This is a genomic window from Janthinobacterium sp. 344 (genome assembly GCF_900112025.1).
Lineage (GTDB): Bacteria > Pseudomonadota > Gammaproteobacteria > Burkholderiales > Burkholderiaceae_D > Janthinobacterium.
The window spans coordinates 164,841-189,366 of record NZ_FOKL01000001.1; the positions used below are offsets into that span (position 1 = coordinate 164,841).

At 64.6% G+C, this 24,526-nt stretch carries 27 protein-coding genes; 7 read left to right on the plus strand and 20 right to left on the minus strand.

The genetic code is table 11. The features are described from left to right. Positions 1-2: 2 nt before the first annotated feature. The 8 genes from BM193_RS00755 to BM193_RS00790 form a co-directional block, all read right to left on the minus strand. On the minus strand, positions 3-1,373 hold the full coding sequence (locus BM193_RS00755) for a TolC family protein (RefSeq protein WP_254785756.1): 1,371 nt from the start codon (positions 1,371-1,373) through the stop codon (positions 3-5). A gap of 1 nt (position 1,374) precedes the next feature. Next, complete coding sequence (locus BM193_RS00760) at positions 1,375-1,770, minus strand: hypothetical protein (protein WP_092794428.1); 396 nt, start codon at positions 1,768-1,770, stop codon at positions 1,375-1,377. 109 nt (positions 1,771-1,879) lie between these two features. Further along, positions 1,880-2,317 carry a hypothetical protein gene (locus BM193_RS00765; RefSeq protein ID WP_092794430.1) on the minus strand — a complete coding sequence of 146 codons (438 nt, stop codon included), beginning with the start codon at positions 2,315-2,317 and terminating at the stop codon, positions 1,880-1,882. 56 nt (positions 2,318-2,373) lie between these two features. Beyond that, positions 2,374-2,895 (minus strand): hypothetical protein, encoded by a 522-nt coding sequence (locus BM193_RS00770; protein WP_092794433.1) that lies wholly within the window; start codon positions 2,893-2,895, stop codon positions 2,374-2,376. A 136-nt stretch (positions 2,896-3,031) separates the two neighbouring features. Next, entirely contained in the window at positions 3,032-4,615 is a 1,584-nt protein-coding gene (locus tag BM193_RS00775) for a sensor domain-containing diguanylate cyclase (protein WP_092794436.1), read from the minus strand. Positions 4,616-4,785: 170 nt separating this feature from the next. Beyond that, the gene (locus tag BM193_RS00780) at positions 4,786-5,343 is read right to left on the minus strand and encodes an NADPH-dependent FMN reductase (protein WP_092794438.1); all 558 of its coding nucleotides are present in this window, start codon (positions 5,341-5,343) and stop codon (positions 4,786-4,788) included. Between the two features lie 203 nt (positions 5,344-5,546). After that, complete coding sequence (gene alr / locus BM193_RS00785; protein WP_254785758.1) at positions 5,547-6,656, minus strand: alanine racemase; 1,110 nt, start codon at positions 6,654-6,656, stop codon at positions 5,547-5,549. Positions 6,657-6,669: 13 nt separating this feature from the next. After that, complete coding sequence (locus BM193_RS00790) at positions 6,670-7,959, minus strand: D-amino acid dehydrogenase (RefSeq protein ID WP_092794445.1); 1,290 nt, start codon at positions 7,957-7,959, stop codon at positions 6,670-6,672. 104 nt (positions 7,960-8,063) lie between these two features. Between BM193_RS00790 and BM193_RS00795 the strand changes: the two genes are divergently transcribed. The 3 genes from BM193_RS00795 to BM193_RS00805 all read left to right on the plus strand — a co-directional run bounded on the left by BM193_RS00795 (position 8,064) and on the right by BM193_RS00805 (position 9,757). Then, the gene (locus tag BM193_RS00795; RefSeq protein WP_071322999.1) at positions 8,064-8,564 is read left to right on the plus strand and encodes an Lrp/AsnC ligand binding domain-containing protein; all 501 of its coding nucleotides are present in this window, start codon (positions 8,064-8,066) and stop codon (positions 8,562-8,564) included. 148 nt (positions 8,565-8,712) lie between these two features. Beyond that, positions 8,713-9,060, plus strand: coding sequence for a hypothetical protein (locus tag BM193_RS00800; RefSeq protein WP_092794449.1), 348 nt, complete (start codon positions 8,713-8,715; stop codon positions 9,058-9,060). Positions 9,061-9,190: 130 nt separating this feature from the next. Continuing rightward, complete coding sequence (locus BM193_RS00805; RefSeq protein ID WP_092794452.1) at positions 9,191-9,757, plus strand: carboxymuconolactone decarboxylase family protein; 567 nt, start codon at positions 9,191-9,193, stop codon at positions 9,755-9,757. Positions 9,758-9,806: 49 nt separating this feature from the next. Here BM193_RS00805 and BM193_RS00810 read toward each other — a convergent pair whose 3' ends face one another. Further along, positions 9,807-10,739: a DMT family transporter gene (locus BM193_RS00810; RefSeq protein WP_092794454.1), complete on the minus strand. Its 933-nt coding sequence runs from the start codon at positions 10,737-10,739 to the stop codon at positions 9,807-9,809. 58 nt (positions 10,740-10,797) lie between these two features. Then, a complete protein-coding gene (locus tag BM193_RS00815; protein WP_092794457.1) occupies positions 10,798-11,562 on the minus strand; it encodes an AraC family transcriptional regulator in 765 nt (254 codons plus the stop codon). A gap of 144 nt (positions 11,563-11,706) precedes the next feature. Between BM193_RS00815 and BM193_RS00820 the strand changes: the two genes are divergently transcribed. Beyond that, complete coding sequence (locus tag BM193_RS00820) at positions 11,707-12,564, plus strand: tetratricopeptide repeat protein (RefSeq protein WP_092794459.1); 858 nt, start codon at positions 11,707-11,709, stop codon at positions 12,562-12,564. Here BM193_RS00820 and BM193_RS00825 read toward each other — a convergent pair. Both BM193_RS00825 and BM193_RS00830 read right to left on the minus strand, forming a co-directional pair. After that, on the minus strand, positions 12,547-13,449 hold the full coding sequence (locus tag BM193_RS00825; RefSeq protein WP_092794462.1) for a hypothetical protein: 903 nt from the start codon (positions 13,447-13,449) through the stop codon (positions 12,547-12,549). The two genes, BM193_RS00820 and BM193_RS00825, sit on opposite strands and share 18 nt — an antisense overlap. 112 nt (positions 13,450-13,561) lie before the next feature. Beyond that, positions 13,562-14,554 carry a GlxA family transcriptional regulator gene (locus BM193_RS00830; RefSeq protein WP_175533114.1) on the minus strand — a complete coding sequence of 331 codons (993 nt, stop codon included), beginning with the start codon at positions 14,552-14,554 and terminating at the stop codon, positions 13,562-13,564. Between the two features lie 112 nt (positions 14,555-14,666). On the opposite strand from BM193_RS00830, the gene BM193_RS00835 reads away from it, so the two are divergent. After that, entirely contained in the window at positions 14,667-15,308 is a 642-nt protein-coding gene (locus tag BM193_RS00835; RefSeq protein WP_092794467.1) for a cysteine hydrolase family protein, read from the plus strand. Positions 15,309-15,317: 9 nt separating this feature from the next. Here the strand turns inward: BM193_RS00835 and BM193_RS00840 are convergent, their stop codons facing one another. Continuing rightward, a complete protein-coding gene (locus BM193_RS00840) occupies positions 15,318-15,809 on the minus strand; it encodes a hypothetical protein (protein WP_092794470.1) in 492 nt (163 codons plus the stop codon). A gap of 150 nt (positions 15,810-15,959) precedes the next feature. On the opposite strand from BM193_RS00840, the gene BM193_RS00845 reads away from it, so the two are divergent. After that, entirely contained in the window at positions 15,960-16,520 is a 561-nt protein-coding gene (locus tag BM193_RS00845) for a YdcF family protein (protein WP_092794472.1), read from the plus strand. A gap of 2 nt (positions 16,521-16,522) precedes the next feature. Beyond that, positions 16,523-16,903 (plus strand): hypothetical protein, encoded by a 381-nt coding sequence (locus tag BM193_RS00850; RefSeq protein ID WP_092794475.1) that lies wholly within the window; start codon positions 16,523-16,525, stop codon positions 16,901-16,903. Between the two features lie 4 nt (positions 16,904-16,907). Here the strand turns inward: BM193_RS00850 and glpK are convergent, their stop codons facing one another. The 7 genes from glpK to BM193_RS00885 form a co-directional block, all read right to left on the minus strand. Beyond that, the gene (glpK, locus tag BM193_RS00855) at positions 16,908-18,401 is read right to left on the minus strand and encodes a glycerol kinase GlpK (protein WP_092794478.1); all 1,494 of its coding nucleotides are present in this window, start codon (positions 18,399-18,401) and stop codon (positions 16,908-16,910) included. A gap of 81 nt (positions 18,402-18,482) precedes the next feature. Beyond that, positions 18,483-20,210, minus strand: a complete 1,728-nt coding sequence (locus tag BM193_RS00860; protein ID WP_092794480.1) for an ABC transporter substrate-binding protein — start codon at positions 20,208-20,210, stop codon at positions 18,483-18,485. A gap of 72 nt (positions 20,211-20,282) precedes the next feature. Further along, positions 20,283-20,576, minus strand: coding sequence for a DUF2160 domain-containing protein (locus BM193_RS00865; RefSeq protein ID WP_254785760.1), 294 nt, complete (start codon positions 20,574-20,576; stop codon positions 20,283-20,285). A 13-nt stretch (positions 20,577-20,589) separates the two neighbouring features. Next, positions 20,590-21,393, minus strand: a complete 804-nt coding sequence (locus BM193_RS00870; protein ID WP_092794487.1) for a carbohydrate ABC transporter permease — start codon at positions 21,391-21,393, stop codon at positions 20,590-20,592. After that, positions 21,393-22,280 (minus strand): carbohydrate ABC transporter permease, encoded by an 888-nt coding sequence (locus tag BM193_RS00875; RefSeq protein ID WP_092794490.1) that lies wholly within the window; start codon positions 22,278-22,280, stop codon positions 21,393-21,395. Before BM193_RS00875 ends, BM193_RS00870 begins: the two co-directional genes overlap by 1 nt. Then, entirely contained in the window at positions 22,277-23,380 is a 1,104-nt protein-coding gene (locus BM193_RS00880; RefSeq protein WP_092794493.1) for an ABC transporter ATP-binding protein, read from the minus strand. The genes BM193_RS00875 and BM193_RS00880 overlap by 4 nt, the downstream gene beginning before the upstream one ends. A 1-nt stretch (position 23,381) precedes the next feature. Next, positions 23,382-24,476: an ABC transporter ATP-binding protein gene (locus BM193_RS00885; RefSeq protein ID WP_092796923.1), complete on the minus strand. Its 1,095-nt coding sequence runs from the start codon at positions 24,474-24,476 to the stop codon at positions 23,382-23,384. Positions 24,477-24,526: the final 50 nt, after the last annotated feature.

The window sequence follows — 24,526 nt, forward strand, 5'->3', positions numbered from 1 at the left end:
CATTATTCCTTTGCCGCAGTGGCCGCACCTGGGCCGCTGCCATTGATGGCTGACTGCAATTCAGTTTGGGCGATCCAGAAATCGCGCTGGGTGGCGATGGCGCCGTTCACGCTGGCCACCTGTTCGCGCGCGTCGGCCAGCAGCTCGAACACGCTGGCCAGCATGCCGTTGTAGCGCAGCAGCACTTCATGCGAGATCGTCTTGCGCAGCGGCACGACTTCATCGCGGTAGTGGCGCGCCAGGTCGTAGGCCGTGCGGTAGCTGGAATACGCCTCGCGCACTTCCGAGCGGGCTTTGACGGCCGTGCCCGCCGTGCGCTGCAGCGCCTGCTCATACAGCGCCTGCGCCCTGGCGTTGCGCGCCGTGCCCCAGTCGAACAGGGGCAGCTCCAGCGATACCTCATAACCGTTTTCGCGCGGCGCCTCGCTGCTGCTCTTGTTGGTATAGCCCACGTCGAGCACATTGACAAAACCCGTCACCTTCGACAGGCCCAGCGCGTCGGCCGTGGCATGCGCGTCGATTTTGCTCATTTGCACGTCGAGGCGCTGCTCCATGGCCTGCGCCTCGATATTGCCGGCCTCTGCAGCCTGGGCCGGCAAGTCGGGCAGGCGCTGCGGCAAGGTGAACGTCGTTTGCCGGCCCCACAGGCCCAGCAGGCGCGTCAGGTGCTCGCGCGCGGCGGTGGCCTGGTGGCGGGCGCGGGCCAGGTCGCTGACGGCGTCCGCATAAAACACTTGCTGGCGCGCCTGGTCGAGGCGGCTCCAGTTGCCCGCCTGCTGCAAGCGCGTGGCCAGTTCCGCGCCCGCCTCGGCCGACAGCAGCGCGCGCTGCATGAACTGTTCCGTCTGCACGGCGGCGACCGCGTTGAAATACGCGCGGCGCGTGTCGGCGGCCAGCTGCACGGCGCTGCTGGCGGCCTGCAGCTTGGCTTGCTCGAAACGGCCCCGCTCGATGTTCACGCGCAGCGGCATGGTCAGCAAGCCGGCCAGGTCGAAGCTCACGCCCCGGTCGATTTCATTGCCGTGGCTGCCGTGCGAGCGGCCGAACGACAGGCCGGGATTGCGCAAGCGCCCCGCCTGCACCAGGTCCGCCTCGGACGCGCCCAGTTCGGCCAGCGCCACCTTCATGCCGTGGTTGTTCATCAGGGCGATGCGCACGGCGCTGTCCGCGTCCAGCGGCTGGGCCAGCAATTGCGCCAGCCTTGCCTGCGTATCCCCGGCGGCCAGCGCATCGGGTGCGCCCGTGCGGGCATCGGCCAGCGCGGACACCGTCCGCATGCCGCCATCCTGGCTGAAACTGGCGCAGCCGCCCAGCAGCAGGACGGCCGCCAGCGCCAGCGGCGTCAGGCAAGTGGAGGTCGTGAGTCCGGCCATCTCAATGTCCCTCATGGTGGTGTTGCGGGGCCGGCTTGGCATCCGGCTTGGCATCCGGCTTGGGCGTGGCGTGATCCATTGGCATCTTCTGCATCGGCATCGAATGGCCTCCCATCTTGTGCCCATCCATCTTGTGGCCCGGCATCTGCATCATGCCCATGTGGCCGCCAGCATCGCCGACTTTCTGGTTCAGGGCGCGCCAGGTCTGGTCGGGCGTGGCCTCGTCCTCGGCGGCGGGACGGTAGCCGTCGAAGGCGGAACGGTAGGTGGCGGCCGGCACGGCGGCTTGCGCCTCTTGCGGGCCGGCGGCGGACTGGGCAGGCGGGACAGCGGAGGCGGCCAGCGGCACGGCAAGCGCGACGCCGGCGGCCAGCGCGCGGCTAAATATTTGCTTCATGGTATTCCTTGGATGACAGGGTATGGCGCGGCGGGCGCGCGGTGGAACGCTGGCGTGCCATCGCGACGTGCAGGGACGTGCGGCGGCGCACCGCCAGGTTCACGGGCGGTCAGGCGGAGTGCGTGCTTCTCGGGGGACGTTCGGGTCCAGGCGGGATATGCCCGGCGAACAGGGAATCGGGTGCCAGCGCCGGCGGCGGCGCGCGCAGGGTCAAGGCCTGCAAGGCCGCCATGCCGGGCGGCGCCGTGGCGCCCACGGTGCAGGCGCCATGGTTGCTGCAATCGTGGCCAGGGTGGCCGGCGCCGCCATCGTCCATGGCCATGTGCAGCGGCTGGCCCTGCATGTGGGTCATGCCGGCCATGTCGGCCATGTCATGGCACTGGGGCGCCTGCATGGCCTCGGCGGTGACGGCAATGACGGTGACCGCCGCCGCCCGCTCATCCACGCAGCAGCTGCGCATGGCCGACGCAAAACCCTGCAAGGGCAGCGTCACGGCCAGCAGCCACAGCAGCGAGCGGGCGAGGGAGCGGAAAAAGGCACGGTTCATGGCAGGACTATAAACCTTCCCACATGAGGAAGGTCAAGTCCCCATTTGCCGCCTGTTCATTGCGTCAGCCAGATGATGTAGGCGCCGTAATAGCCCTGCCCTTCCAGGATGACCTGGCCATCGGCGAAATAGATTTTTTCCACTTTATTGACGGTAAAATACGCGCGGCCATCGGCCGCCTGCACGTCGCCCGGGCAACGGGCGCGGGGCCGGCAATAGCCGCTGGCGCGCCCGATGGCCCACATCAGGTCGCCGATCATGAAGTCGTGCATCATGTCGGCCAGCAGCGGCCGGTGCCCCGCCAGCATGGCCGTGATGTCGGGGTAGCCGGCCTGCATGAGCTCGGGCAAGTCGCTTTCCTCGTACTGCAGGTCGTCTTCGCGGCAATCCTGCACGAAACGGTTGAACGGTTCGTCGAGCAGTCCCGCCAGCGCCGCTTCCGGCACGCTCAGGCGAAACGGGTGCAGCGGCAGCACGCTGTGCTGGCCGTAATTGAGTTCGCGGCAGTCGAGGAAGGCCGGCGCATGCGGCCGCCCATCGACGTCGCAGCGGATGCCAGATTCTTGCTCAAACGTCATTAATATCTACCCTTGCCATGCCCGTCGTCCCCGTTGTACCGCATCAGCGCCACATGGTAAGCGCTGGCGGGCAAACGGGACAGGCTCAGATACCACACAAAAACAGCGGATCAGTTCATGCCGCGCGGCACGCCCGTCAGGCCGGTTCCGTGATGCCCACGCAATTGCGTCCGTTTTCCTTGGCCACGTACAGGGCCGCGTCGGCGGCCAGCAGCACGGCGTCCGCACCGCCCGCCTTGCCCACACCTTGCTCCGACGACACGACGCCCAGCGAGACCGTGACGGCGCCCGCGCCGGGAATCACGGCGGCGGCCACCTTGGCGCGCAGGCGCTCGGCCACCTGGAGGGCCACGTCCAGGTCGGCATCGGGCAGCAGCATGATGAATTCATCGCCGCCATTGCGGCATAGCACGTCGGCATCGCGCGAACAGGCGCGCATCAGCTGCGCCAGGCGCAGGATGACGTCATCGCCCACGGCATGGCCCCATTGGTCGTTGACTTGCTTGAAATGGTCGATATCGATGGCGATGACGGAAAACGGCCGCGCCTGCGCCTGCCAGGCATCGAGCGCCGCCGCCATGCCGCGCCGGTTCGACAGGCCCGTCAGCGGGTCCGTCTGTACATCGGTCTTCAGCTTGCCGATCTTGTTCTGCAGCAGCGCCAGGCCCTTCAGCAGGGCTTTCTTGATCTGCGCCGCTTCCACGTACCACGAGCGGATGGCGGCCAGCTGCTCGGCCGTGCCCGGCGCATCCATGCGCCGCGCGCCCTCGGCCAGTTGCACCAGGGGCCGCGAAATCAGGCTGGCCAGCCACCAGATGAATGGCAAGCTCAGCAAGGCGATCGGCAAGGACTGCCACACCGTATCGGCCATCAGCTGGTTCAGCGGCGCCAGGGTCATGGCCGTCGGGCGCTGCGCCACGATGCCCCAGCCGGTCGACGGCATGAGGGCATAGCCGGCCAGCATGTCCACGCCCAGGCTGTTGTCCATGCGCCGGCTGCCGCCGCCCTGGCGCGCGATGATGGCATCGATCACTTCATTGCGGCCCGCCAGGTCGCCCAGGCGCTCCGGGTCCGGGTGGTACAGCAGGCGCCGCTTCTGGTCCACCACGTACAGATAGGAGCCGTCGCGGTAGTAATGCTGGCCCAGCATGGTGTACAGGATATTTTTCTGCTTCAGGTAGATGCTGCCGCCCACATAGCCGAGGTAGCGCCCGTCCTTGCCGACGATGGGGTGCGAGATGAAGACCACCAGGTTGCCGGCCGACGACATGTACGGCTGCGTGACCAGCGGGCGGCGCTCGCGCAGGGCCTGCACGGCGCCGGCCGAATCGAGCTGGCGGTGCTTGAGGGCCAGGGTTTCCGGCGACACGCCCAGCACCTTGCCCTGGGCATCGACGATCAGCACGGAGTTGAAACTGTTGGTTTGCAGGCGCAGCCGCTGCGCCTCGGCTGTCAGCCAAGCGTCGTCATCCATCCGCGATGGCAGGCTGCCGGCGCTGTAGGCCAGCTGCTGGCGCGCCGACTGCAAAAAATCCTCGGCCGTGCTGGCCAGCTTGCTCGCATACGCATGGTTCGCTTCCAGGGTCGTATCGATCAGCAACTGGCGCTGCACGCGGTAGCTGGCATAAAAGGTATTCGCCAGCGACACCAGGGCGCTGGCGAAGGCCACGAGCACGATCAAACGGCGCAAGTTCATGCGCAGAACAGGTTTAGTCCACATGGAATCGGCGAAAAATATGCAATATTGCGCTAAAGAAAGGGCGCATTATACCGAGTAAGACGTGCCAAAAAGGAACTCCTGGCAGCCGTGGCAAAGGAAAGTATACAGGCGGCAACGACATACGCTGCCGCCTTGATATGCATCAAGGGGGATGTGTCAGGCTGACCCCATCAGGCGTGGATGGCGTGCTTCTTGACCCAGTCCACATAGCGCTGCATCCAGCCCTGGAAGAAGCCCAGGCTGGCGGGACCGATGCCGCCGTGCGCATCGAACAGGCCGTCCTTGGCCTGGATAAACATCTCGGGCTGGGACAGCAGCGGCACGTCCAGGTAGGCCAGCACATTGCGCAAATGCTGCTGTGCCAGCGCCGTGCCCGTGGCGCCCACGGACACGCCCAGCACGGCGCCGGGCTTGCCGCCCCACACGCTCTGGCCATACGGACGCGAGCCGTGGTCGAGCGCGTTTTTCAGCACGCCGGGAATCGAGCGGTTGTATTCGGGAGTGAGGAAGAGCAAGGCTTGCGCGTCGGCGATCTCGGTCTTCAGGCGCAGCACCTGCTCGGCCTGCGCGCCATCGTCATCCTGGTTGTACAGCGGCAAGTCGCCGATTTCGATGTGCTTGAAGGAAAACTCGGGCGGCGCCAGCTTGATGATGGCCTCGGCCAGCTTGCGGTTGAAGGAATCCTTGCGCAGGCTGCCGACGATGATTGCAACGTTATATTGACTCATAAAATCCCCGCTGATGGTTAAAGAAAAGCCCCGAAGTGAATGTCACGCCGGGGCTATCTTGCCACACAATCATCGGTTTCGCGCTGCCTAGCGTGCGAAACCAGCGCACCTGAAAAAATGCCCAGGGCTAGGCGCCTTGCCGAAGACAGTACGAATGTACGGCAAGGCAAGGCAACAACGCCATGGGCGTTTTGGCAGGTGCGCTAACGTGCCAGGCCCCGGTACTCGCGGTAATAGCGTCCGCCCAGGTTGGTCAGCACCTCGTAGCCGATGGTGTTGGCCATGGCGGCGACGGCGTCGACCGGGTGTTCGGCGCAGATCAGGTCGACCAGGCTGCCCGGCGCCACGCGCTCCTGGGCGATGGCGCTGACGTCCAGGGTGATGGAATCCATGGAGATGGCGCCGATCTGCGGCACCTTCACGCCATCGACGAGGGCCAGGCCCTGGTTGCTCATGCTGCGCAGCCAGCCATCGGCATAGCCAACGGAAATAGTGGCCACCTGGCGCGGCTCGCTGGCCGTGTAGCGGCGGCTGTAGCCCACGTGGTCGCCGGCGGCAATCGTGCGCGTCTGCATGACCTTGCCCTGCAGGCGCACCACGGAGCGCAGGGGATTGGGCGCGTCGGCCTGCGGCGCGATGCCGTACAGGGCCGCGCCCGGGCGCACCAGGTCGAAATGATAGTCGGGCGACAGGAAGATGCCCGAGGAATTGGCCAGGCTGGCGCGGTACTGCGGCAAACGGGCACGGATGGCGGTGAAACGCGCCAGCTGCTCGCCATTCATGGGGTGATGCCGCTCGTCCGCGCACGCCAGGTGGCTCATCACGTAGCGCACATTGATACCGTCAAGAAAGTGCGGATCCAGCAGCCAGCCATCGACTTCCCGCGGCGACAGGCCCATGCGCGACATGCCCGTGTCCACCTGCACGATGGCATCCAGCGTGGTGCCCAGCGCCTGCGCATGCGCGCGCCAGCCGGCCACCTGCGGCTCGCTGTTGAGCACGGGCGTCAGGCCGTGGGCCGTGAATTCGCCTTCCGTGTCGACGGGCGGGCCGTGCAGCACGAAGATGGCCGCGTCGGGCGCCACGTGCGGACGCAGGCTGATGCCCTCTTCCAGGTGCGCCACGAAAAAGTGGCGGCAGCCTTCTTCATACAGGGCCGCGCCCACTTGCGCGGCGCCCAGGCCATACGCATCGGACTTCACCACGGCCGAGCAGGCGGCCGGCTGGGCCTTGTCGCGCAACAGGCGGTAATTGGCGCGCACGGCATCGAGGTCCACCGTCAGGATGGCGCCGCTACGTTCTTTCGGAGGCATGCTTCCCGCCATCTCAGGCTCCCGCGTATTGCAGTTTGCCGCCGCCCTGCGCGCCGCTGTAGCGGCTGACGGACAGGTCGTCGGCCAGGATGGCCGGCTTTTTCGACGACATCAGGTCGGCCAGCAATTGCGCCGAGCCGCAGGACATGGTCCAGCCCAGGGTGCCGTGGCCCGTGTTGAGGAACAGGTTGCGCAGCGGCGTGCGGCCGACGATGGGCGTGCCATCCGGCGTCATGGGGCGCAGGCCCGTCCAGAAGGTGGCCTCGGCGGTGTTGCCGCCGCCGGGGAACAGGTCGTTGACGACCATTTCCAGGGTTTCGCGGCGGCGCGGGTTCAGGTTCAGGTTGTAGCCGGCGATTTCCGCCATGCCGCCCACGCGGATGCGGTCGTCGAAGCGCGTCACGGCGATCTTGTAGGTTTCATCGAGGATGGTCGAGACGGGCGCCTTGGCCGCGTTGACGATCGGCACGGTGATCGAATAGCCCTTCAATGGATACACGGGAATGTCCAGCAGCGGCTTCATGAAGCCCGTCGAGTAGGAACCCAGGGCCACGACGTAGGAATCGGCCTTGACGATTTCCGCGCCGCATTGCACGCCGGCGATCTCGTCGCCCTGCGTCAGCAGCGCGTCGATGGCGACGCCGTAGCGGAACTTCACGCCCAGCGCCACGGCCATTTCCGACAGGCGCGTGGTAAACAGCTGGCAATCGCCCGTTTCATCGTTGGGCAGGCGCAGGCCGCCGAACAGTTTATTCTTGACGGCTTCGAGGGCCGGTTCCGCGCGCGACAGCTCGTTGCGCTGCAGCACTTCGTACGGCACGCCCGCGTCCTTCAACACTTCGATATCCTTGGCGGCGTCGTTGTATTGCTTTTCGGTACGGAACAATTGCATCGTGCCTTGCTGGCGGCCTTCATACGTGATGCCCGCCTCGGCGCGCAGCACCTTGAAGCAATCGCGGCTGTACTCGGCCAGGCGCACCATGCGCTCCTTGTTCACGGCATACGCTTCCGGTGTGCAATTACGCAACATCTGCCACATCCATTTCAGCTGGGCGGCGCTGCCGTCGAGCGAGATGGCGAGCGGCGCGTGGCGCTGCATCATCCACTTCACGGCCTTCAGGGGAATGCCGGGCGCGGCCCACGGCGAAGCGTAGCCGGGCGAGATTTGCCCCGCATTCGCGAAGCTGGTTTCCAGTGCCGGGCCCGGCTGGCGGTCGATGACGGTCACATCGTGCCCTGCCTTGGCCAGATAGTAAGCACTGGTGACGCCGATGACGCCGCTACCCAGAATCACAATACGCATAGTTTCCTCGATTATATTTATGGCTAGTGCCAGATTAACCGCTATCATATTGGGAAAGAGCCAGTATTTGTTCACGTATAAATCGAGATATTCAGCAATAAATCATGAGAATCCTTAAAGAATCGGCACGTGGCCTCGACAAGCTGGACCGCCACATCCTGCGCATCCTGCAACAGGACGGCCGCATCTCGATGAAAGACCTGGGCGAGCAGGTGGGGCTATCGATCACGCCCTGCATCGAGCGGGTCAAGCGCATGGAGCGCGACGGCGTCATCACGGGCTACCACGCCAAGGTGAATCCGGCCGCGCTGGGCGCCAAGCTGCTGGTCTTTGTCGAGATTACGCTGAATCAGAAATCGGCGTCCGCCTTCGAGCAATTCCGCCGGGAAGTCTTGCAAATTCCCGAGGTGCAGGAATGCCACCTGGTATCGGGCGACTTCGATTACCTGATCAAGGCGCGCATCCACGAAATGGCCGAGTACCGCAAATTACTGGGCGACATGCTGCTGCAGCTGCCCGGCGCCGCGCAATCGAAGAGCTATGTGGTGATGGAAGAAATCAAGGAAACCCTGGCGCTGTCGACCGAGGTGCTGCAGAACCGCTGAAGGTAGCATCTGCCAGTACCGACGGCGCCGGAATATGCGCCTTTGTATAATCTTGTAGCACATTCGCGGCCACGCAAGCACACTCCAGTCCTGACATCACGCCCGTCCCCTCTGAGATTGGAAGCAGTGATGCACACCGGGAGTCCGTATGAACACATTGATCAAACTGGCAGCTTCCTGCCTCGCGGGCCTGGCCGTGGCCATGTGCACCGCCAGTGAATACAAAGTCAACCGCGCGCCGGCCAACGGCGCCATCTATCAAAACATCAAGGTGGGCAAGACCACCCGCCTCGACCTCGACGCGGCCCTGGGCAACGCCACCGTGGTCAGCTTCGATCCCGGCTATGAAGTGTGGGTCTACAAGAACCAGCTGCAAGCGCCCGGCGTGACGCGGCTGATTCCCCTGCTGGGCGAAAAAGGCACGCGCGAAGTGGCCGTCATGTTCGACCAGGCTGGCATCGTCAGGAAATTCCGCATACACGAACCGCGCAAGTAGGCGCCCATCGGCGCCGGCCTCGGTGCGCCGGCGGGCCGCGCACGACAGCGAACGCGCGCCGCCGGCCAGATGGCTATACTGGCGGCTGGCTCCGGCGTCCCGCCGCCCACCATCCCAGCAAGGAGGTTGCATGCGCCTGCCCCTGATCGCTCCGCAAGACCTGACGCCCGCACAAAAGCCGCTGTATGACGACATGCGCAAGGGCATCACCAGCAATTTCAACGATTTCATCGCCGTGCGCGACGATGGCGCCCTGATGGGGCCGTGGAATCCCTGGCTGCACGAACCGGCCATCGGCAAGGCCATCTGGGACCTGACCCTGGCCATGACGGCCAACGCCACCCTGCCCGACAAGGTGCGCCAGATTGCCATCCTGGTGGTCGGCGCGCGCTACAACGCCGCCTATGAAATCTACGCCCACATCGCCGTCGCCGAGCGCGAAGGCATGTCGGCCGAGCGCCTGGCCACCCTGGTGGCCGACGTCAAGCCCGTCGACCTGGACCGGCATGAGAGCATCGCCTACGACCTGGCCTACGCGCTCAGCGGCGGCGGCACGCTGCCGGAGCCCTTGTACCGGCTGGCGCTGGCCACCTTCGGCCAGCACGGCACCAACGAGCTGATCTATCTGGTGGGCCTGTACGCGCTCGTCTCCACCACCTTGAACGGCTTCAACGTGCCGGTGCCGGAACGCGACTGAAGCGCTTGCCCTTCACCGGCCACCGCATTCGCGGCAACGCCGCGCCCGTTCAGGCCGCCGCCCTGGCCATGCGCGGCGGCCGGTGCGCCGCGGCGCAGGCCAGCACGCCCGCCAGCAGCAGCGCCGTCGCCGCATATTCCGCCGGCGTTGGCCAGCGCCGCTCCCACGCATAGCCGTACAACAGGGCAAACAAAAACTCGAAGACGATCATCTGCCCCATCAAGGTCAGCGGCAACACGCGGCTGGCGTAGTTCCACAAGCCATTGCCGACGACGGAACACAGCATGGCCACGGCAGCCACCACACCGGTAAACTGCAGCCATTGCGCCGGCGCGCGCGCCGCTGCCGGCATGAGCAGGGCGGGAACCGCCAGCAGCAGCGCCGCCGCGCCCGTGACCACGCCCGTCAGCAGGTTCCATTCCTGCGCCGAGACGGCCGGCAGGCGGCCCATCGAGCGGCTGTTGCTGACGGCGTACACCGTCCACGACAGCAGCGCCGCCAGCGCGCATGCCAAGCCCAGCAGCGAGGCGTGGCCCGCCCGGGACAGCGACTGCCAGCTGATGCAGCCCAGCCCGCCTGCGCTCAGCAGCAAGGAGGGAAACAGGCGGCGCAAGGGCACGGCGTCCCGGTCGCGGCTGCCAACCAGGGTGACGACCACGGGCAGCAGGCCGATCACCATCGACGTTAGCGCCACGCCGCCCGCCTGCACGGCACTGGCCAGCAGGACGTAATACACGATGTTGCCTGTCAGGCTGAGCCAGAGCAGCGTGCGCCAGTCGCGCCAGCCCAGGGTGCGGCGCAAACGCTGCCAGGCCGGCGCGACCAGCACCAGGGCCACGAGGCCGTAGGCCAGGTAGCGCCCGGCGGCCAGTTCCAGCGGGTGAAACGCGGGCACCAGCGCGGGGGCGAGAAACACCAGGCCCCACAGGGCGCCCGCGCCGATACCGGCCAGCATGCCTGCCCGGGTATTGTAGACGTACATAAATAATCTCCTGAAAAGGAGATTGTGGCCGCGGCGGCGCCGCGCTTCTTGGCGCAGGCTACTGTATTGTTGACGCAAGCTCGCGACGTTGGCGCCGGTAGGCGGCCGGCGTCGTGTCGATGCTGTCGCGCATGGCCCGCGTCAGCGCGCTCTGCTCGGAAAAGCCGGCCACCAGGGCGATCTCGGCGATGCTGGCGTCGCTGGCGGCGAGCAAGTCGCAGGCCCGCCCTATCCTCTGCTGCTGCAGCCAGGCATGCGGGCTGGCATCCATTTCCTCACGGAACAGCGCGTGCAAACGGCTGACGCTGAGGTGGGCAACGCGCGCCATCGATGCGGTCGACCACGGCAAGCCAGGCTCGGCCTGCACGCGCGCCAGCAGCGCGGCCAGGCGCGAACGGGTCTGCGGTTCGGACAGCAGCAAGGTGTCGAGCAGCAAGGGGGTCCAGCCCTGGACGATGGCCGGGGTCAGCGCCTGCTGGCGCGCCATCAGCCCCAGGTATTCGATCAGCTTGCGGGCGCCGGGACCCAGCGCCGTGTACGGCCGCTCCAGCAGCCGCCCCCAGTTGCCCTGCGCCACGGCGGCCGCGTCCACGTCGAGAATGATGGAATGGTTGGCCACCCGGCTATGCTGGGCATGCCAGGCATGGGCCGGAATCACCACGCCCTGCTGCGTATCCACCTTGCCGGGCCGGCCATCGATGTCCAGCAGCAACTGGCCATGCAGGGGCAGCACCAGTTGCACGAAATCGTGCCGGCTCGGTTCACCGATGTCCGCATAGCTGCGAAGGCTGAGGTCGATAACAGGAAGTGGTGTGCTGGACATGGCGGGACCGCCGGGCGCGAAGAAGCGCTTATTTTATCAGCTCGGCGAGCTGTTCCGCCTGGCGTGCCGGCACGTGGCGCAACGGTGCGCACGGGTGCAGGCCTGCTTGCTCTACACTGGCGTTTTCTTTCACCCGCGACCTCCATGCATCTACCTGCGAACCTCGCCCACATCTCGCTCGAGCAAGACTGGCAACACCACGCGCCCTATCCGCCGCTGGGCTTCATCCCGTTCTACGAAGGCGCCCTGGGCAATGGCGACACCTTCGGCCTGTACTGGCCCATCGGCCGCGAAGCCAGCGAACCGATCGTGGTCGAGACCTGGCATGACGAATGGCGGCTGCAGCCGCACTTTTCCAGCCTGGCGAGCTTCCGGCAAGCCTATGCGACAGCGGAGGACGAATATGTCGCCACGCCAACACTGGCCGACGACCCCGCTTCGCCGCGCGCCGCCTTCCTGGCGGCCAAGGAATTGATTGCCCAGCGTAACCCTGAAGCGGCGATCACCCTGCTGGAGGCGGCGCTGGCCCTCCTGCCCGAATACACGAACGCGCTGGTGCTGCTGCATGGCCAGTATGTGCGCGCGGGAAGAATCGACGCAGCCGTCAAGGTGGCCATCCAGGCCATCATTTCGCCGCCATCGTTTGGCGGCCCGCCAAGCAAGGCCTTGCAATGGCTGCGCACGCAGGCGGTGCCGGAAGGCGAACTTGATCCCATCTGGCGCGCCTGCGGGCAATTGTCGTTCAACTTCGGCGGCAGCAAGGAAAACGCGGATTACCCCGTGCTGCTGGCCGCCATCGACACGTATCTGGAGCAAGGCAATGTCCGCTGCGCCGCGACCCTGATGCAGACGTATGCCGAACTGATGAGCGCGGAAACCGTTTCGTTCCAGGAGCGCTACGAATTTGACCAGACCGCCTTCATCGCGCGGCAAATCGCCGTCAGCGCGCAGCTGCCCAACGGCAGCCGGGATCCAGCGATGATGCTATTCAAAGGTCAGTGACTGGAAGAATCGCTGTCGGGATGCGAGCGACTGTGCATCATGTTCCTTGTCGGCAATGACGCTCAACATATACGTTCCACCAGGCACGCGGAACCACAGTCCATGCGTGATCTTTGCGCCATTGCTTTCAGGTAAAGTTCCCTGCGTGATGACGGCATCGGCGCCCTTGAACTTGGTGACATTGGCATTCGGCTTGAAATATGCATCGTCAAACGTTGCGCCCATGCTCGAACCAGGACCGGACCGTTCAAACACAGCCATGAACGTGGAGCCATGACGGTCGGTTCCACGCAGCATGAACGCCGCTTGCCCGCCACTGCCCTTCGTCATATCGGAAAAAGGGCCGGGCATGTCCACTGAAAAACCGCCATCTGCCGAGCGTGCCCGGGTCCAGCCCTGCGCATCGAACGGCGCAGCGATAGGCAGCTGTTTTTTATCCGTATATTCCTTGCGCACCACGGCAATGGCAGGCATGGCCGGGGCGACGGCTTGCACGAAGAAAAAGCGGCGTCCCCCGCCTGCTGTCAGTTTTGTGCCATAAAAGCGCATGCGCTTGCCGACGAGCTGACTGGCGGCGGCCTTACCCCGCACGGGTATTGCGCTTTCTGAAAAACACGCATCGGCGATCAACATGGCACTGAAGAAACGGGGTGAACGCTCAAGCTCGTATTCAACCTTGGCATTGTCAATGCTGACATGAAGGCGCTCAGGGTCGGAATGCATGCGCACGACATCGACGACATCGCCATCGATCACCCAATCCGCCCTGTCTGCCGCGTCTTGCGCGGACTGGACGATGGCGGTGCAGTCCTTGCCAGTCTGGGCAAGCGCCGTGTTTGAGAACAGGAAGAAGGCCAGTGCAGTGATGGGAAATAGGTTTTTCAAGCGCGTCTCTTTCGGCTGGGTGATGTCAATATATAAAATCCGCGTGAATATTATCCCAGCACAACTAGAAATGCACTTCATTAATTAACAATAAGAAGGGCCGTGTCCGGACTCAGGCCACGCCATCGGCCGAGCGCTGCCGGAACAGCTTGCGGTACGCCGACGGCGACGTCTGCAAGCTGGCCCGGAAATGCTGGCGCAGCGACAGGGCCGTGCCAAAGCCCGCCTCCTGCGCCACGACATCGATCGACGCGGCGCTTTTCTCCAGCAAGCCTTGCGCATGCGCCAGGCGCTGGTTCAGCAGCCACTGCTTGAACGACGTGCCCGTCGCCTGGCGGAAGTGGCGCGTGAAATTGCGCCGGCTCATGGCGGCCCGCTCGGCCAGCGCATCGATGCTGTGCGCCACGCCCAGGTTGGCCGTCACGCAGGCAAGCACTTCGGCAAAACGCCCTTCGCTGCCGGACACGGGCAGCGGGCGCTCGATGAATTGCGCCTGCCCGCCCTGGCGGTGCGGCGCCACCAGCAGCCGGCGCGCCACCCGGTTGGCCACCTCGGCGCCCGCCAGCTGGCGCAGCAGATACAGGCAGCAATCGAGGCCGGCCGCCACGCCGGCCGACGTCAGCACGCCGCCATCATCCACGTACAGCACTTCCCGGTCCACCTTGACTTTGGGGTAGCGGGCCGCCAGCCGGTCCGCCATGCCCCAGTGCGTGGCTGCACTCTTGCCATCCAACAAGCCCGCCTGCGCCAGGGGAAACGCGCCCAGGCACAGGCCCACCATGCGCGCGCCGCGCCCGCTGGCCGCCTGCAGCGCCGCGACCAGGGATGGCGCCGCGTCGCGGCAATCGTCGTGCCAGGCCGGCATGATGACGATATCGGCGCCGTCCAGCCCTTCCAGGCCGAACTCGGGCGTGATGCCGAAGCCGGCCGCCGTGCGCAAGGGCACGGGGTCGGCGGCGCAGACGCGCACGTGGAAAGGCAGCAGGTCGGCCTCGTCCGTCTGGGCGCCAAACACAAGGCAAGGCACGGACAAGTGGAATGGCGTCATGCCGTCGAAGGCGATCACGGCCACGCTCAAGGGGGAAGAAGCTGGAAAAGTAGGCATGGCCCGATTTTATCGCAGATAGGCCTTCGGGCCACTTTTTGTTTACGGCGCGCGGCTTGAAAATGGCTGTATCGGGGAAGTCCTTCCTCTTTCAACCATTCAGGAGTCACACATGTCCAACACTACCGCACCGCGCCGCGCCCTGCTCGTCATCGACGTGCAAAATGAATACTTCACGGGCGACTTGCCGATCGAATACCCGTCCGTCGAGATTTCCCTGCCGAACATCGTCACCGCCATGGCCGCCGCCCGCGCCGCCGGCGTGCCCGTCATCGTCGTCCAGCACGATGCGCCGGAAGCTTCTCCCATCTTTGCAAAAGGCAGCGACGGCTGGCAGCTGCACCCGCAAGTGGCTTCCTTTGCCGCCGACCACCGCATCAACAAGGCCATGGGCAGCGCGTTTGCGGGCACGGACTTGCGCGCCTGGCTGGAGAGCCACGGCATCGACACCCTGACGGTGATCGGCTACATGACGCACAACTGCGACGCCGCCACCATCTACCACGCCGCGCACGACGGCTTGCAAGTCGAGTTCCTGCAGGACGCCACCGGCACCCTGCCCTACGCCAATGCGGGCGGCACGGCCAGCGCCGAGGAAATCCACCGCGTCTTCAGCAGCGTATTTCATTCGAATTTCGCCGCCGTCGCCAGCACGCAGGACTGGCTCGATGCCGTGCGCGCAGGCAAAGCGCTGGAAAAGGACAATATCTACCTGTCAAACCAGCGTGCGCGCAAGGCGGCTGTCGCCGCCTGAGTTGGCTTCTTAAAAGCGCCGGTGCCCGTCATCGGCGTCGCAGCGGCCGCTGAACTTGATCATGCCGTCGACCGTGATCACGCCGCTGCGGCGGTTGATCACCACGGTGGGGCGGTTCAGGGCGTTCAGACGGAAACGGCCGCGGATTTCATCGTGGCCCACGATCAAATCCATCAGATCCCACCAGCCGTCGTTGCTGTCGCCATGAATCGGTGGAATCAGCTGCTTCGGCAAACGGATCTGCGCCGCGCTGCCCTGGATACTGACGTTGACGGCCGTATCGAAACGGCTCTTGCCCGTTTCCACGGTGGATTTCTGCACATATTGATGCTTGTCATTGTCCCATTCCATGCCGGAACGATTTTCCATGACGGTTTTTTCTGCCTCGCCATAGCAGACGAGCTGGATGTCATCGCCGCGCCCGGCACGTTCGGCATGCTCATACTGGTCCGCCTGGGCGGCGAAAGCGATGGCAATCAGGATGCTGGATACGGCTGTCATGCTGGTTCTCCAATGCAAGTAAGGGGATCAGGTTGCCAGATCACCAAGTTTAGCATAGGCGAAAATCCACCTGCGCCGGCTTGCGAATGGTCAAATCGCGGCGCGATCTGCTACAGTCGCGCTCACGAAAAACCTGCCGGATGCCTGACGATGCGAAGATTGACACTGACCGCCCTGCTGGCGCTGATAACGTTCTCGCTGGCCACCGCCACGCTGGTGCTGGAAGGCCTCGACGACAAGCTGGCCCCGGCCGACGTCATCGTCGTGCCTGGCAACACCATCCTGCCCGACGGCACGCCCAGCCCCCGCCTGCAGGCGCGGCTCGACGCGGCGCTGACGCAATTCCAGGCTCGGCGAGCACCGCGCATCCTCGTCAGCGGGGCGACGGGCAAGGAAGGGTTCGACGAGGCCGCAGCTATGGCCCGCTACCTGCTCAAGCACGGCGTGCCCGCCGGCGCCATCCTTGAGGATAATCAAGGCTGGACCACGGATGCCACGGCCCGCAACGCGGCGGCATTGATGCGCGCACGCGGCTGGAAGACGGCCATGGTCGCCACGCAATATTTTCACGTGCCCCGCTTCCGGCTGGCCTTGGCACGGGCCGGTATCGATGTCAGCGGCAACGTGCATGCGCCGTATTTCGAGTTGCGCGACCTGTATTCCGTACCCAGGGAAACCGTGGGCTACCTTGTGTATTACGTGAAATCCTGAACATGAGGATACTTGCCTTTGCCGCCAGTTTTGGCCTGGTGGCCGCATGCGCCGTGCCGTCGATGGCCGCCGCCGATGCGGAGCCGATCGGCGCCGCTGCAAGCCTGTACCTGTTTGGCGCGCTGATGCTGGGGGTGTGCATCGCCGCCTTTGGCGCGCTGGCGCGGCGTGTGGACGTGGCGCATGGCCACTGGCTGTCGGCCTGCGTGGGCGCGCTGTGCGGCGCGGTGCTGTATGGCAGTTTCGCGCTGGCATTTGCAACGCAATCGATCACGGCGAGCTTTGCCTATGCCGCCAGCGCCCTGTGCGCCGCAAGCGCGGCCCTGTTGCTGCCGGGCCTGCTAAAGCGCGTGGCAAGGCTTATGGCAAGGCCAGGCCAGTGAGCAATCACTCGCTCCAGTCGCGCGAGCGCTCGACCGCCCGCTGCCACTTGTGCAGCCGGCTCAGGCGTTCATCGGCCGCCATGGCCGGCTCGAATCGGCGCCCCACCTGCCATTGCGCGGCGATTTCTTCTTCCGACGCCCAGAAGCCCACGGCCAGGCCCGCCAGGTAGGCGGCGCCCAGGGCCGTCGTTTCCGTCACCACGGGGCGCACCACGGGCACGTTCAAGATGTCGGCCTGGAACTGCATCAGCATGTCGTTGCGGGCCGCGCCGCCATCGACGCGCAATTCGGATAGCGCGATGCCCGCATCGTCCTGCATGGCCGACAGCACGTCGACGTTTTGATACGCCACGCCTTCCAGCGCCGCGCGCGCGATGTGCGCCTTGCCCGTGCCGCGCGTGATGCCGATCAGGGTGCCCCGCGCGTACGGGTCCCAGTACGGCGCGCCGAGCCCGGCGAACGCGGGCACGAAGACCAGGCCGCCCGAATCGGGCACGCTGGTGGCCAGCGCTTCCACTTCGGACGAGTCGCGGATGATGCCGATGCCGTCGCGCATCCATTGCACGGCCGCGCCCGCGATAAAGGCACTGCCTTCGAGCAAGTAATCAGTCTTGTCGCTGCCCGCGCCCAAGCTCCAGCCCACCGTCGTCAGCAGCCGGTTTTTCGATGGCAGCGGGCGCTTGCCCACGTTCATCAGCATGAAGCAGCCCGTGCCGTAGGTATTCTTCGCCATGCCCGGTTGCAAACAGGCCTGGCCGAACGTGGCCGCCTGCTGGTCGCCCGCGATGCCGGCGATGGGCACGGACACGCCCAGCAAGGCCGCATGCGTGTGCGCGGCCACGCCGCTCGACGGCACGACGTCGGGCAGCAGCGAGGCGGGAATGTCCAGCAGCGCCAGCAAATCCGTGTCCCACTGCAAAGTGTGGATATTGAACAGCATGGTGCGCGCCGCGTTGCTCGTGTCCGTCAAGTGGGCGCCGCTCATCTTGTAGATCAGCCAGCTGTCGACCGTGCCGAAGGCCAATTCGCCCCGCTCGGCGCGCGCGCGGGCGCCGGCCACGTTGTCGAGCAGCCATTTCAATTTCGTGGCGGAAAAATACGCATCGAGCACCAAACCCGTCTTGCGCTGGATCAGGTCCGCCTTGCCTTGTTCCACCAGTTGCTCGCAGAACGCGGCGTTGCGCCGGTCTTGCCAGACGATGGCGTTGGCCACGGGTTCGCCCGTGGCGCGGTCCCACAGCACCGTCGTTTCGCGCTGGTTGGTCACGCCGATGGCGGCCACGTCGGACGCGGCCACGCCGCTGTCGCGCAAGACCTGGTGCAGCACGCCTTCCTGCGAGGCCCAGATTTCACCGGCGTCATGCTCGACCCAGCCCGGCTGGGGGAAAATCTGGCGGAATTCGCGCTGCGCGCTGGCGTGCGGCCGGCCCGCGTGGTCAAACAGGATGGCGCGCGAACTGGTGGTGCCCTGGTCTAAAGCAAGTATGTATTTGGTCATGGTCGCTACTACGGCTAGACGGTAAAAAAGGCACGGGCAAAGGCCCGTGCCCCGGGAAAGCGGCTGCAGGAGTTTACACGACTACCTGACCTTGCCCTCTTTCCAAGCCTGCAATAATTTATCGTAGGCAATCGTTTCGCCCTTCGGCTTTTCATTCGCCAGCTTTTTCCACGGGGCGTGCTGGTCCGACAGGTACTGGTTCGGGTCGCCCTTCGGATTGAGCTTGGGCGCGCACGCCTTCATGCCGGCCCGCTGCAGGCGCGCCATGACCTGGTCCATTTCCTCGGCCAGGTTATCCATGGCGGCCTGCGGCGTTTTTTCCGCCGTGATGGCCGTGGCCACGTTTTTCCACCACAGCTGCGCCAGCTTCGGATAGTCGGGCACGTTGTTGCCCGTCGGCGTCCACGCCACGCGGGCGGGGCTGCGGTAGAACTCGATCAAGCCGCCGTATTCATTGGCGTGCTTCGTGAAATAATCGTGGCGGATGTCGGAATCGCGGATGAAGGTCAGGCCGACGATGGATTTCTTCAGCGACACGGTTTTCGACGTGACAAATTGCGCGTACAGCCAGGCGGCCGCCTTGCGGTCATCGGGCGTGGACTTGAACAGGAACCAGGAACCGACGTCCTGGTAGCCGTTCTGCATGCCCTCTTTCCAGTACGGGCCGTGCGGCGACGGCGCCATGCGCCATTTCGGCGTGCCGTCCTTGTTCACCACCGGCAAGCCCGGTTTCGTCATGCCGGCCGTAAATGCCGTGTACCAGAAGATTTGCTGGGCGATCTCGCCCTGCGCCGGCACGGGGCCCGATTCCGAGAAATTCATGCCGTTCGCCTGCGGCGGCGCGTATTTCTTCATCCAGTCGATATATTTCGTCAGCGCAAACACGGCGGCCGGCGAATTGGTGGCGCCGCCGCGCGACATCGAGGCGCCCACGGGCGTGCACTTGTCGGCCGCCACCTTGATGCCCCACTCGTCGACCGGCATGCCGTTAGGAATGCCCTTGTCGGCCGCGCCAGCCATCGACAGCCACGCATCGGTAAAGCGCCAGCCCAGCGATGGATCTTTCTTGCCGTAATCCATGTGGCCGTAGACTTTCTTGCCGTCCAGTTCCTTCACGTCATTGGTAAAAAAGTCGGCGATGTCTTCATACGCTGACCAGTTTTGCGGCACGCCCAGCTCGTAACCATACTTGGCCTTGAACTTGGCTTGCAAATCCTTGCGCGCGAACCAGTCGGCGCGGAACCAGTACAGGTTGGCAAACTGCTGGTCGGGCAACTGGTACACCTTGCCATCGGGCGCCGTGGTGAAGCTGATGCCGATGAAATCCTTCAGGTCCAGGCCAGGATTGGTAAATTCCTTGCCCTTGGCGGCCATGTAGTCGGACAGCGGTTCGACGGCGCCATAGCGGTAGTGCGTGCCGATCAGGTCGGAATCGGAAATCCAGCCGTCATAGATGCTCTTGCCCGACTGCATGGACGTTTGCAGCTTTTCCACCACGTCGCCTTCCTGGATGATGTCGTGGCGCACCTTGATGCCCGTGATTTCCTCGAAGGCCTTGGCCAGGGTCTTCGATTCGTAGACGTGGGTGTCGATGGTTTCCGAGACCACGGAAATTTCCTTGATGCCCTTGGCTTTCAGCTTGGCCGCCGCATCGATGAACCATTTCATTTCAGCAAGCTGTTGCTGCTTGCTCAGGCTGGATGGCTGGAATTCCTTGTCGATCCAGGTTTGCGCCTGCTTGGCGTCGGCCAGGGCCGCATTCGACACGAGCATGGCCGCAGCCGCGAAGACCGTGAACTTCAATTTCATCGTGAATCTCCTTTTATAGTTTTTACCGGCCGCCTGCTGGCGGTACGGCATCCATCAACACCGGCAAGCCGGTCATCCCCAACGCATAACAATCAACAACAACACAAAACTGATGGCGGCGCCTATCGCCTGCTGCATTTCCGTGAACCCCGCCCAGGCCAGGTTCACGTAAGCGGCCGTGAGCAAGCCGATGAACAGGCGGTCGCCGCGCGTCGTCGGCATGGGCAAAAAGCCCTTGCGTTCGATGCTGGGCGAGCGGATTTGCCAGATCGTCATGCCGGCCAGCATCAGGCCGATGCAGATGAAAAAGACGGCCACTTCCGGCGTCCACGCCATCCAGCCGAACAGGCTGGCCGTGCTATCCATATTGTTTTCCATGTCACACCCTCCCCATGGCAAAGCCCTTGGCGATGTAATGCCGCACGAACCAGATCACCAGCGCGCCGGGCACGATGGTCAGCACGCCGGCCGCCGCCAGCACGCCCCAGTCCATGCCCGCCGCCGACACCGTGCGCGTCATGGTGGCGGCGATGGGCTTGGCGTTGACGGACGTCAGGGTGCGCGCCAATAACAGTTCCACCCAGCTGAACATGAAGCAGAAGAAGGCCGTCACGCCCACGCCCGACTTAATCATCGGCAAGAAAATCTGGATGAAGAAGCGGGGGAAGCTGTAGCCGTCGATGTATGCCGTCTCGTCGATTTCCTTCGGCACGCCGGACATGAAACCCTCCAGTATCCACACGGCCAGCGGCACGTTGAAGACCATGTGCGCCAGCGCCACGGCCAGATGCGTATCCATCAGGCCGACCGTCGAGTACAGCTGGAAGAAGGGCACGAGGAAGACGGCGGGCGGCGTCATGCGGTTGGTCAAGAGCCAGAAGAACAGGTGCTTGTCGCCGACAAAGTTGTAGCGGGAAAACGCATACGCGGCCGGCAAGGCCACCGTGACCGACATGACCATGTTCATTGCCACGTAGATCATGGAATTGAGGTAGCCGCTGTACCAGGACGGGTCCGTGAAAATGGTCTTGTAGTTGGCGAACGTGAGTTGCCGGGGCCACAGGCTCAGCACGCCCACGATTTCCTCGTTGGTCTTGAGCGACATGTTGAGCATCCAGTAGATGGGCAGCAAGGAGCCCAGCAGGAAGATGGCAAGGATGGCGCCACTGATTTTCCGGTTCATCATTTCTGGTCTCCCGTGCCGACCCGCTGCATCCACGTGTACAGCACAAAGCAGAACAGCAGGATGATGAGGAAATAGATGAGCGAGAAGGCCGAGGCCGGTCCCAGGTCGAACTGGCCCACGGCTTTCTGCGTCAGGTATTGCGACAGGAACGTGGTGGCATTGCCCGGCCCGCCGCCCGTCAGCACGAACGGTTCCGTGTAGATCATGAAACTGTCCATGAAGCGCAGCAGGACGGCAATCATCAGCACGTTGCGCAGTTTCGGCAGCTGGATGTAGCGGAACACGGCCAGGCGCGAGGCGCCGTCGATGCGCGCCGCCTGGTAATACGCGTCGGGAATGGCGCGCAAGCCCGCATAGCACAGCAGCACGACGAGCGGCGTCCAGTGCCAGATATCCATCACCATCACCGTCAGCCAGGCGTCGAGCGAATTGCCGTTGTAGTTGTAGTCAAAGCCCAGCTGGTTCAGGGTATAGCCCATCAGGCCGATGTCGCCGCGGCCGAAGATTTGCCAGATGGTGCCCACCACGTTCCAGGGAATGAGCAAGGGCAGCGCGATGAGCACCAGGGCCAGCGACGCCTTCCAGCCATCGGCCGGCATGCACAGGGCGATCAGGATACCGAGCGGAATCTGGATGGCCAGCACGGAACCGGAAAACAGCAGCTGGCGCAGCAAGGCGCTGTGCAGGTCGCCGTCGAGCATGACCATGCGGAACCACTCGGTGCCCACGAAGACCTTTTGCGTGGGGCTCAAAATATCCTGCACGGAATAGTTCACCACCGTCATCAGGGGCAGGATGGCGGAGAAGGCCACGCACAGCAGCACGGGCAGGATCAGCAGCCAGGCGCGGCGGTTATTGTCGGTTTTACCAGTATTGATCATCATGCCACCCGCTTATCGTTGACGTAGTACAAGGTGCGTTGCTGGGGAAAGCGCAGCCGCACGGCCTCCCCCGCCACAACCCCCGTGGCGCGCAGCTTGGCCGCCACCGTGGCGCTGCCCAGGCGAAACTCGGCCAGGTAATGCGTGCCCATGTTGCGCACGGCCGTGACGGTGGCGGCCAGCGTATTTTCCACGTCCGCCCCGCCGCCCTCGCCTTCGCGCCGGCACTCGACAAACTCGGGCCGCACGCCGACCGTTATCTTGCCTTGCGCACCCGACAGCGCCGCGCGCGCCGCAGCGGACAGGGCCAGCGGCTGGCCCGCCACCCGCGCCACGCCGTCGTCCACCGTGCAATCGAGCAGGTTCATGCCGGGATTGCCGATGAAATAGCCGACGAAGGTGTGCTCGGGTTCCTCGAACAGCGCCTGCGCGCTGCCCGTCTGCACCACTTCGCCCTGCGTCATGACGACCACCTGGTCGGCAAACGTCAAGGCTTCCACCTGGTCATGCGTGACGTAGATCAGGGACAATTTCAGCTCGTGGTGGATTTCCTTGAGTTTCCGGCGCAGCAGCCATTTCAGGTGCGGGTCGATCACCGTCAGCGGTTCATCGAACAGCACGGCCGCCACGTCGGGGCGCACGAGGCCCCGGCCCAGCGAGATCTTTTGCTTCGCGTCCACGGACAGGCCGCTGGCGCGCAATTTCAGGTCGCCCGTCAGTTCCAGCATCTGCGCCACCTGCTGCACGCGCTTTTTCACCTCGCTCTCCTTCCAGCCGCGATTACGCAGCGGAAACGCCAGGTTATCGTGCACGGTCATGGTGTCGTAGATGACGGGAAACTGGAATACTTGCGCGATATTGCGTGCCTCCGTCGGCAGCTGCGTCACGTCCTTGCCGTCGAACAGCACCTTGCCATGCGACGGTTTCACGAGGCCGGAGATGATATTGAGCAAAGTCGTCTTGCCGCAGCCGGACGGCCCCAGCAAGGCATACGCGCCGCCGTCGCGCCACTCCATGCGCATGGGCCGCAGCGCATAGTCGGCGGGCTCCGCCGGGTTCGGCTTGTAGGCGTGGGCCAGGTCCACCAGTTCGATGCGCGCCATGTCACACCCCTCCTTGCACAGGAGCGAACACGAGCCCGCCATCGTCGCCAAAGATCAGCAAGTCATGCGGCTGGCAATACACGGTGCAGGCGCTGCCGATCTCCAGGTCGTGCACGCCGCCCAGCTGCGCCACCAGGGACAGCTCGCCGCGGCGCGCATGCACATAGGTTTCCGAGCCGCTGATTTCGGCCAGGTCCACCGTCGCTGCGATGGGCACGTCGCCATCGGACCGGGGCGACAGATGCAGGCTGTGCGCGCGCACGCCGAGGATCACGTCCGTGCGGCCCGCCAGGCGGGCGCGCTGCGCGCCGCTCAGGTGGATGGACAGGCCGTCCGCCGCCTGCGCCACGCCGTGGCCATCCACGCGCGCAGGGATCAGATTGATGGGCGGGTCGCTGAAGGTGCGCGCCACGTCGATGGAATTGGGCGCATTGAAGACGTCCAGGGTCGGTCCCTGCTGCAGCAAACGGCCCTCGTGCAGCACGGCCACGTGGCCGCCCAGCTGCAGCGCTTCCAGCGGTTCCGTGGTGGCATACACGACCGTCGTGCTGCCGCTGGAAAACAGTTCCGTCAATTCGCGGCGCAATTCCTCGCGCAGTTTGTAGTCGAGGTTGACCAATGGCTCGTCGAGCAGCAGCAGGGACGCATCCTTGATCAGCGCGCGCCCCAGGGCCGTGCGCTGCTGCTGGCCGCCCGACAACTCGCCCGGCGTGCGCTGCAGATACGGCGTGATATGCAGGCGCTCGGCCAGCGCCTGCACCTTGGCGCGTATCTGGTCCTCGGGCACCTTGCGCAAGCGCAAGGGCGAGGCGATATTGTCGTACACGGTAAAGGCGGGATAGTTGATGAATTGCTGGTACACCATGGCCAGGTTGCGGCGGCTGACGGGCACGCCCGTCACGTCCACGCCATCGGCCGTGACCGTGCCCCCGCTGGGCTTGTCCAGGCCCGCCATCACGCGCATCAGGGTCGTCTTGCCGGCACGCGTGGTGCCCAGCAAGACATTGATGGCGCCAGGCACGAGGGCCAGCGACATCGGATACAAATACGTCTCGGCACCCTGCTTCTTGCTGATCTTTTCCAGTACCAGTTGCACGCGCTTCTCCTCCAGTGATGTATTCTTTTTCGCCGCGCCCTCAAGGGACT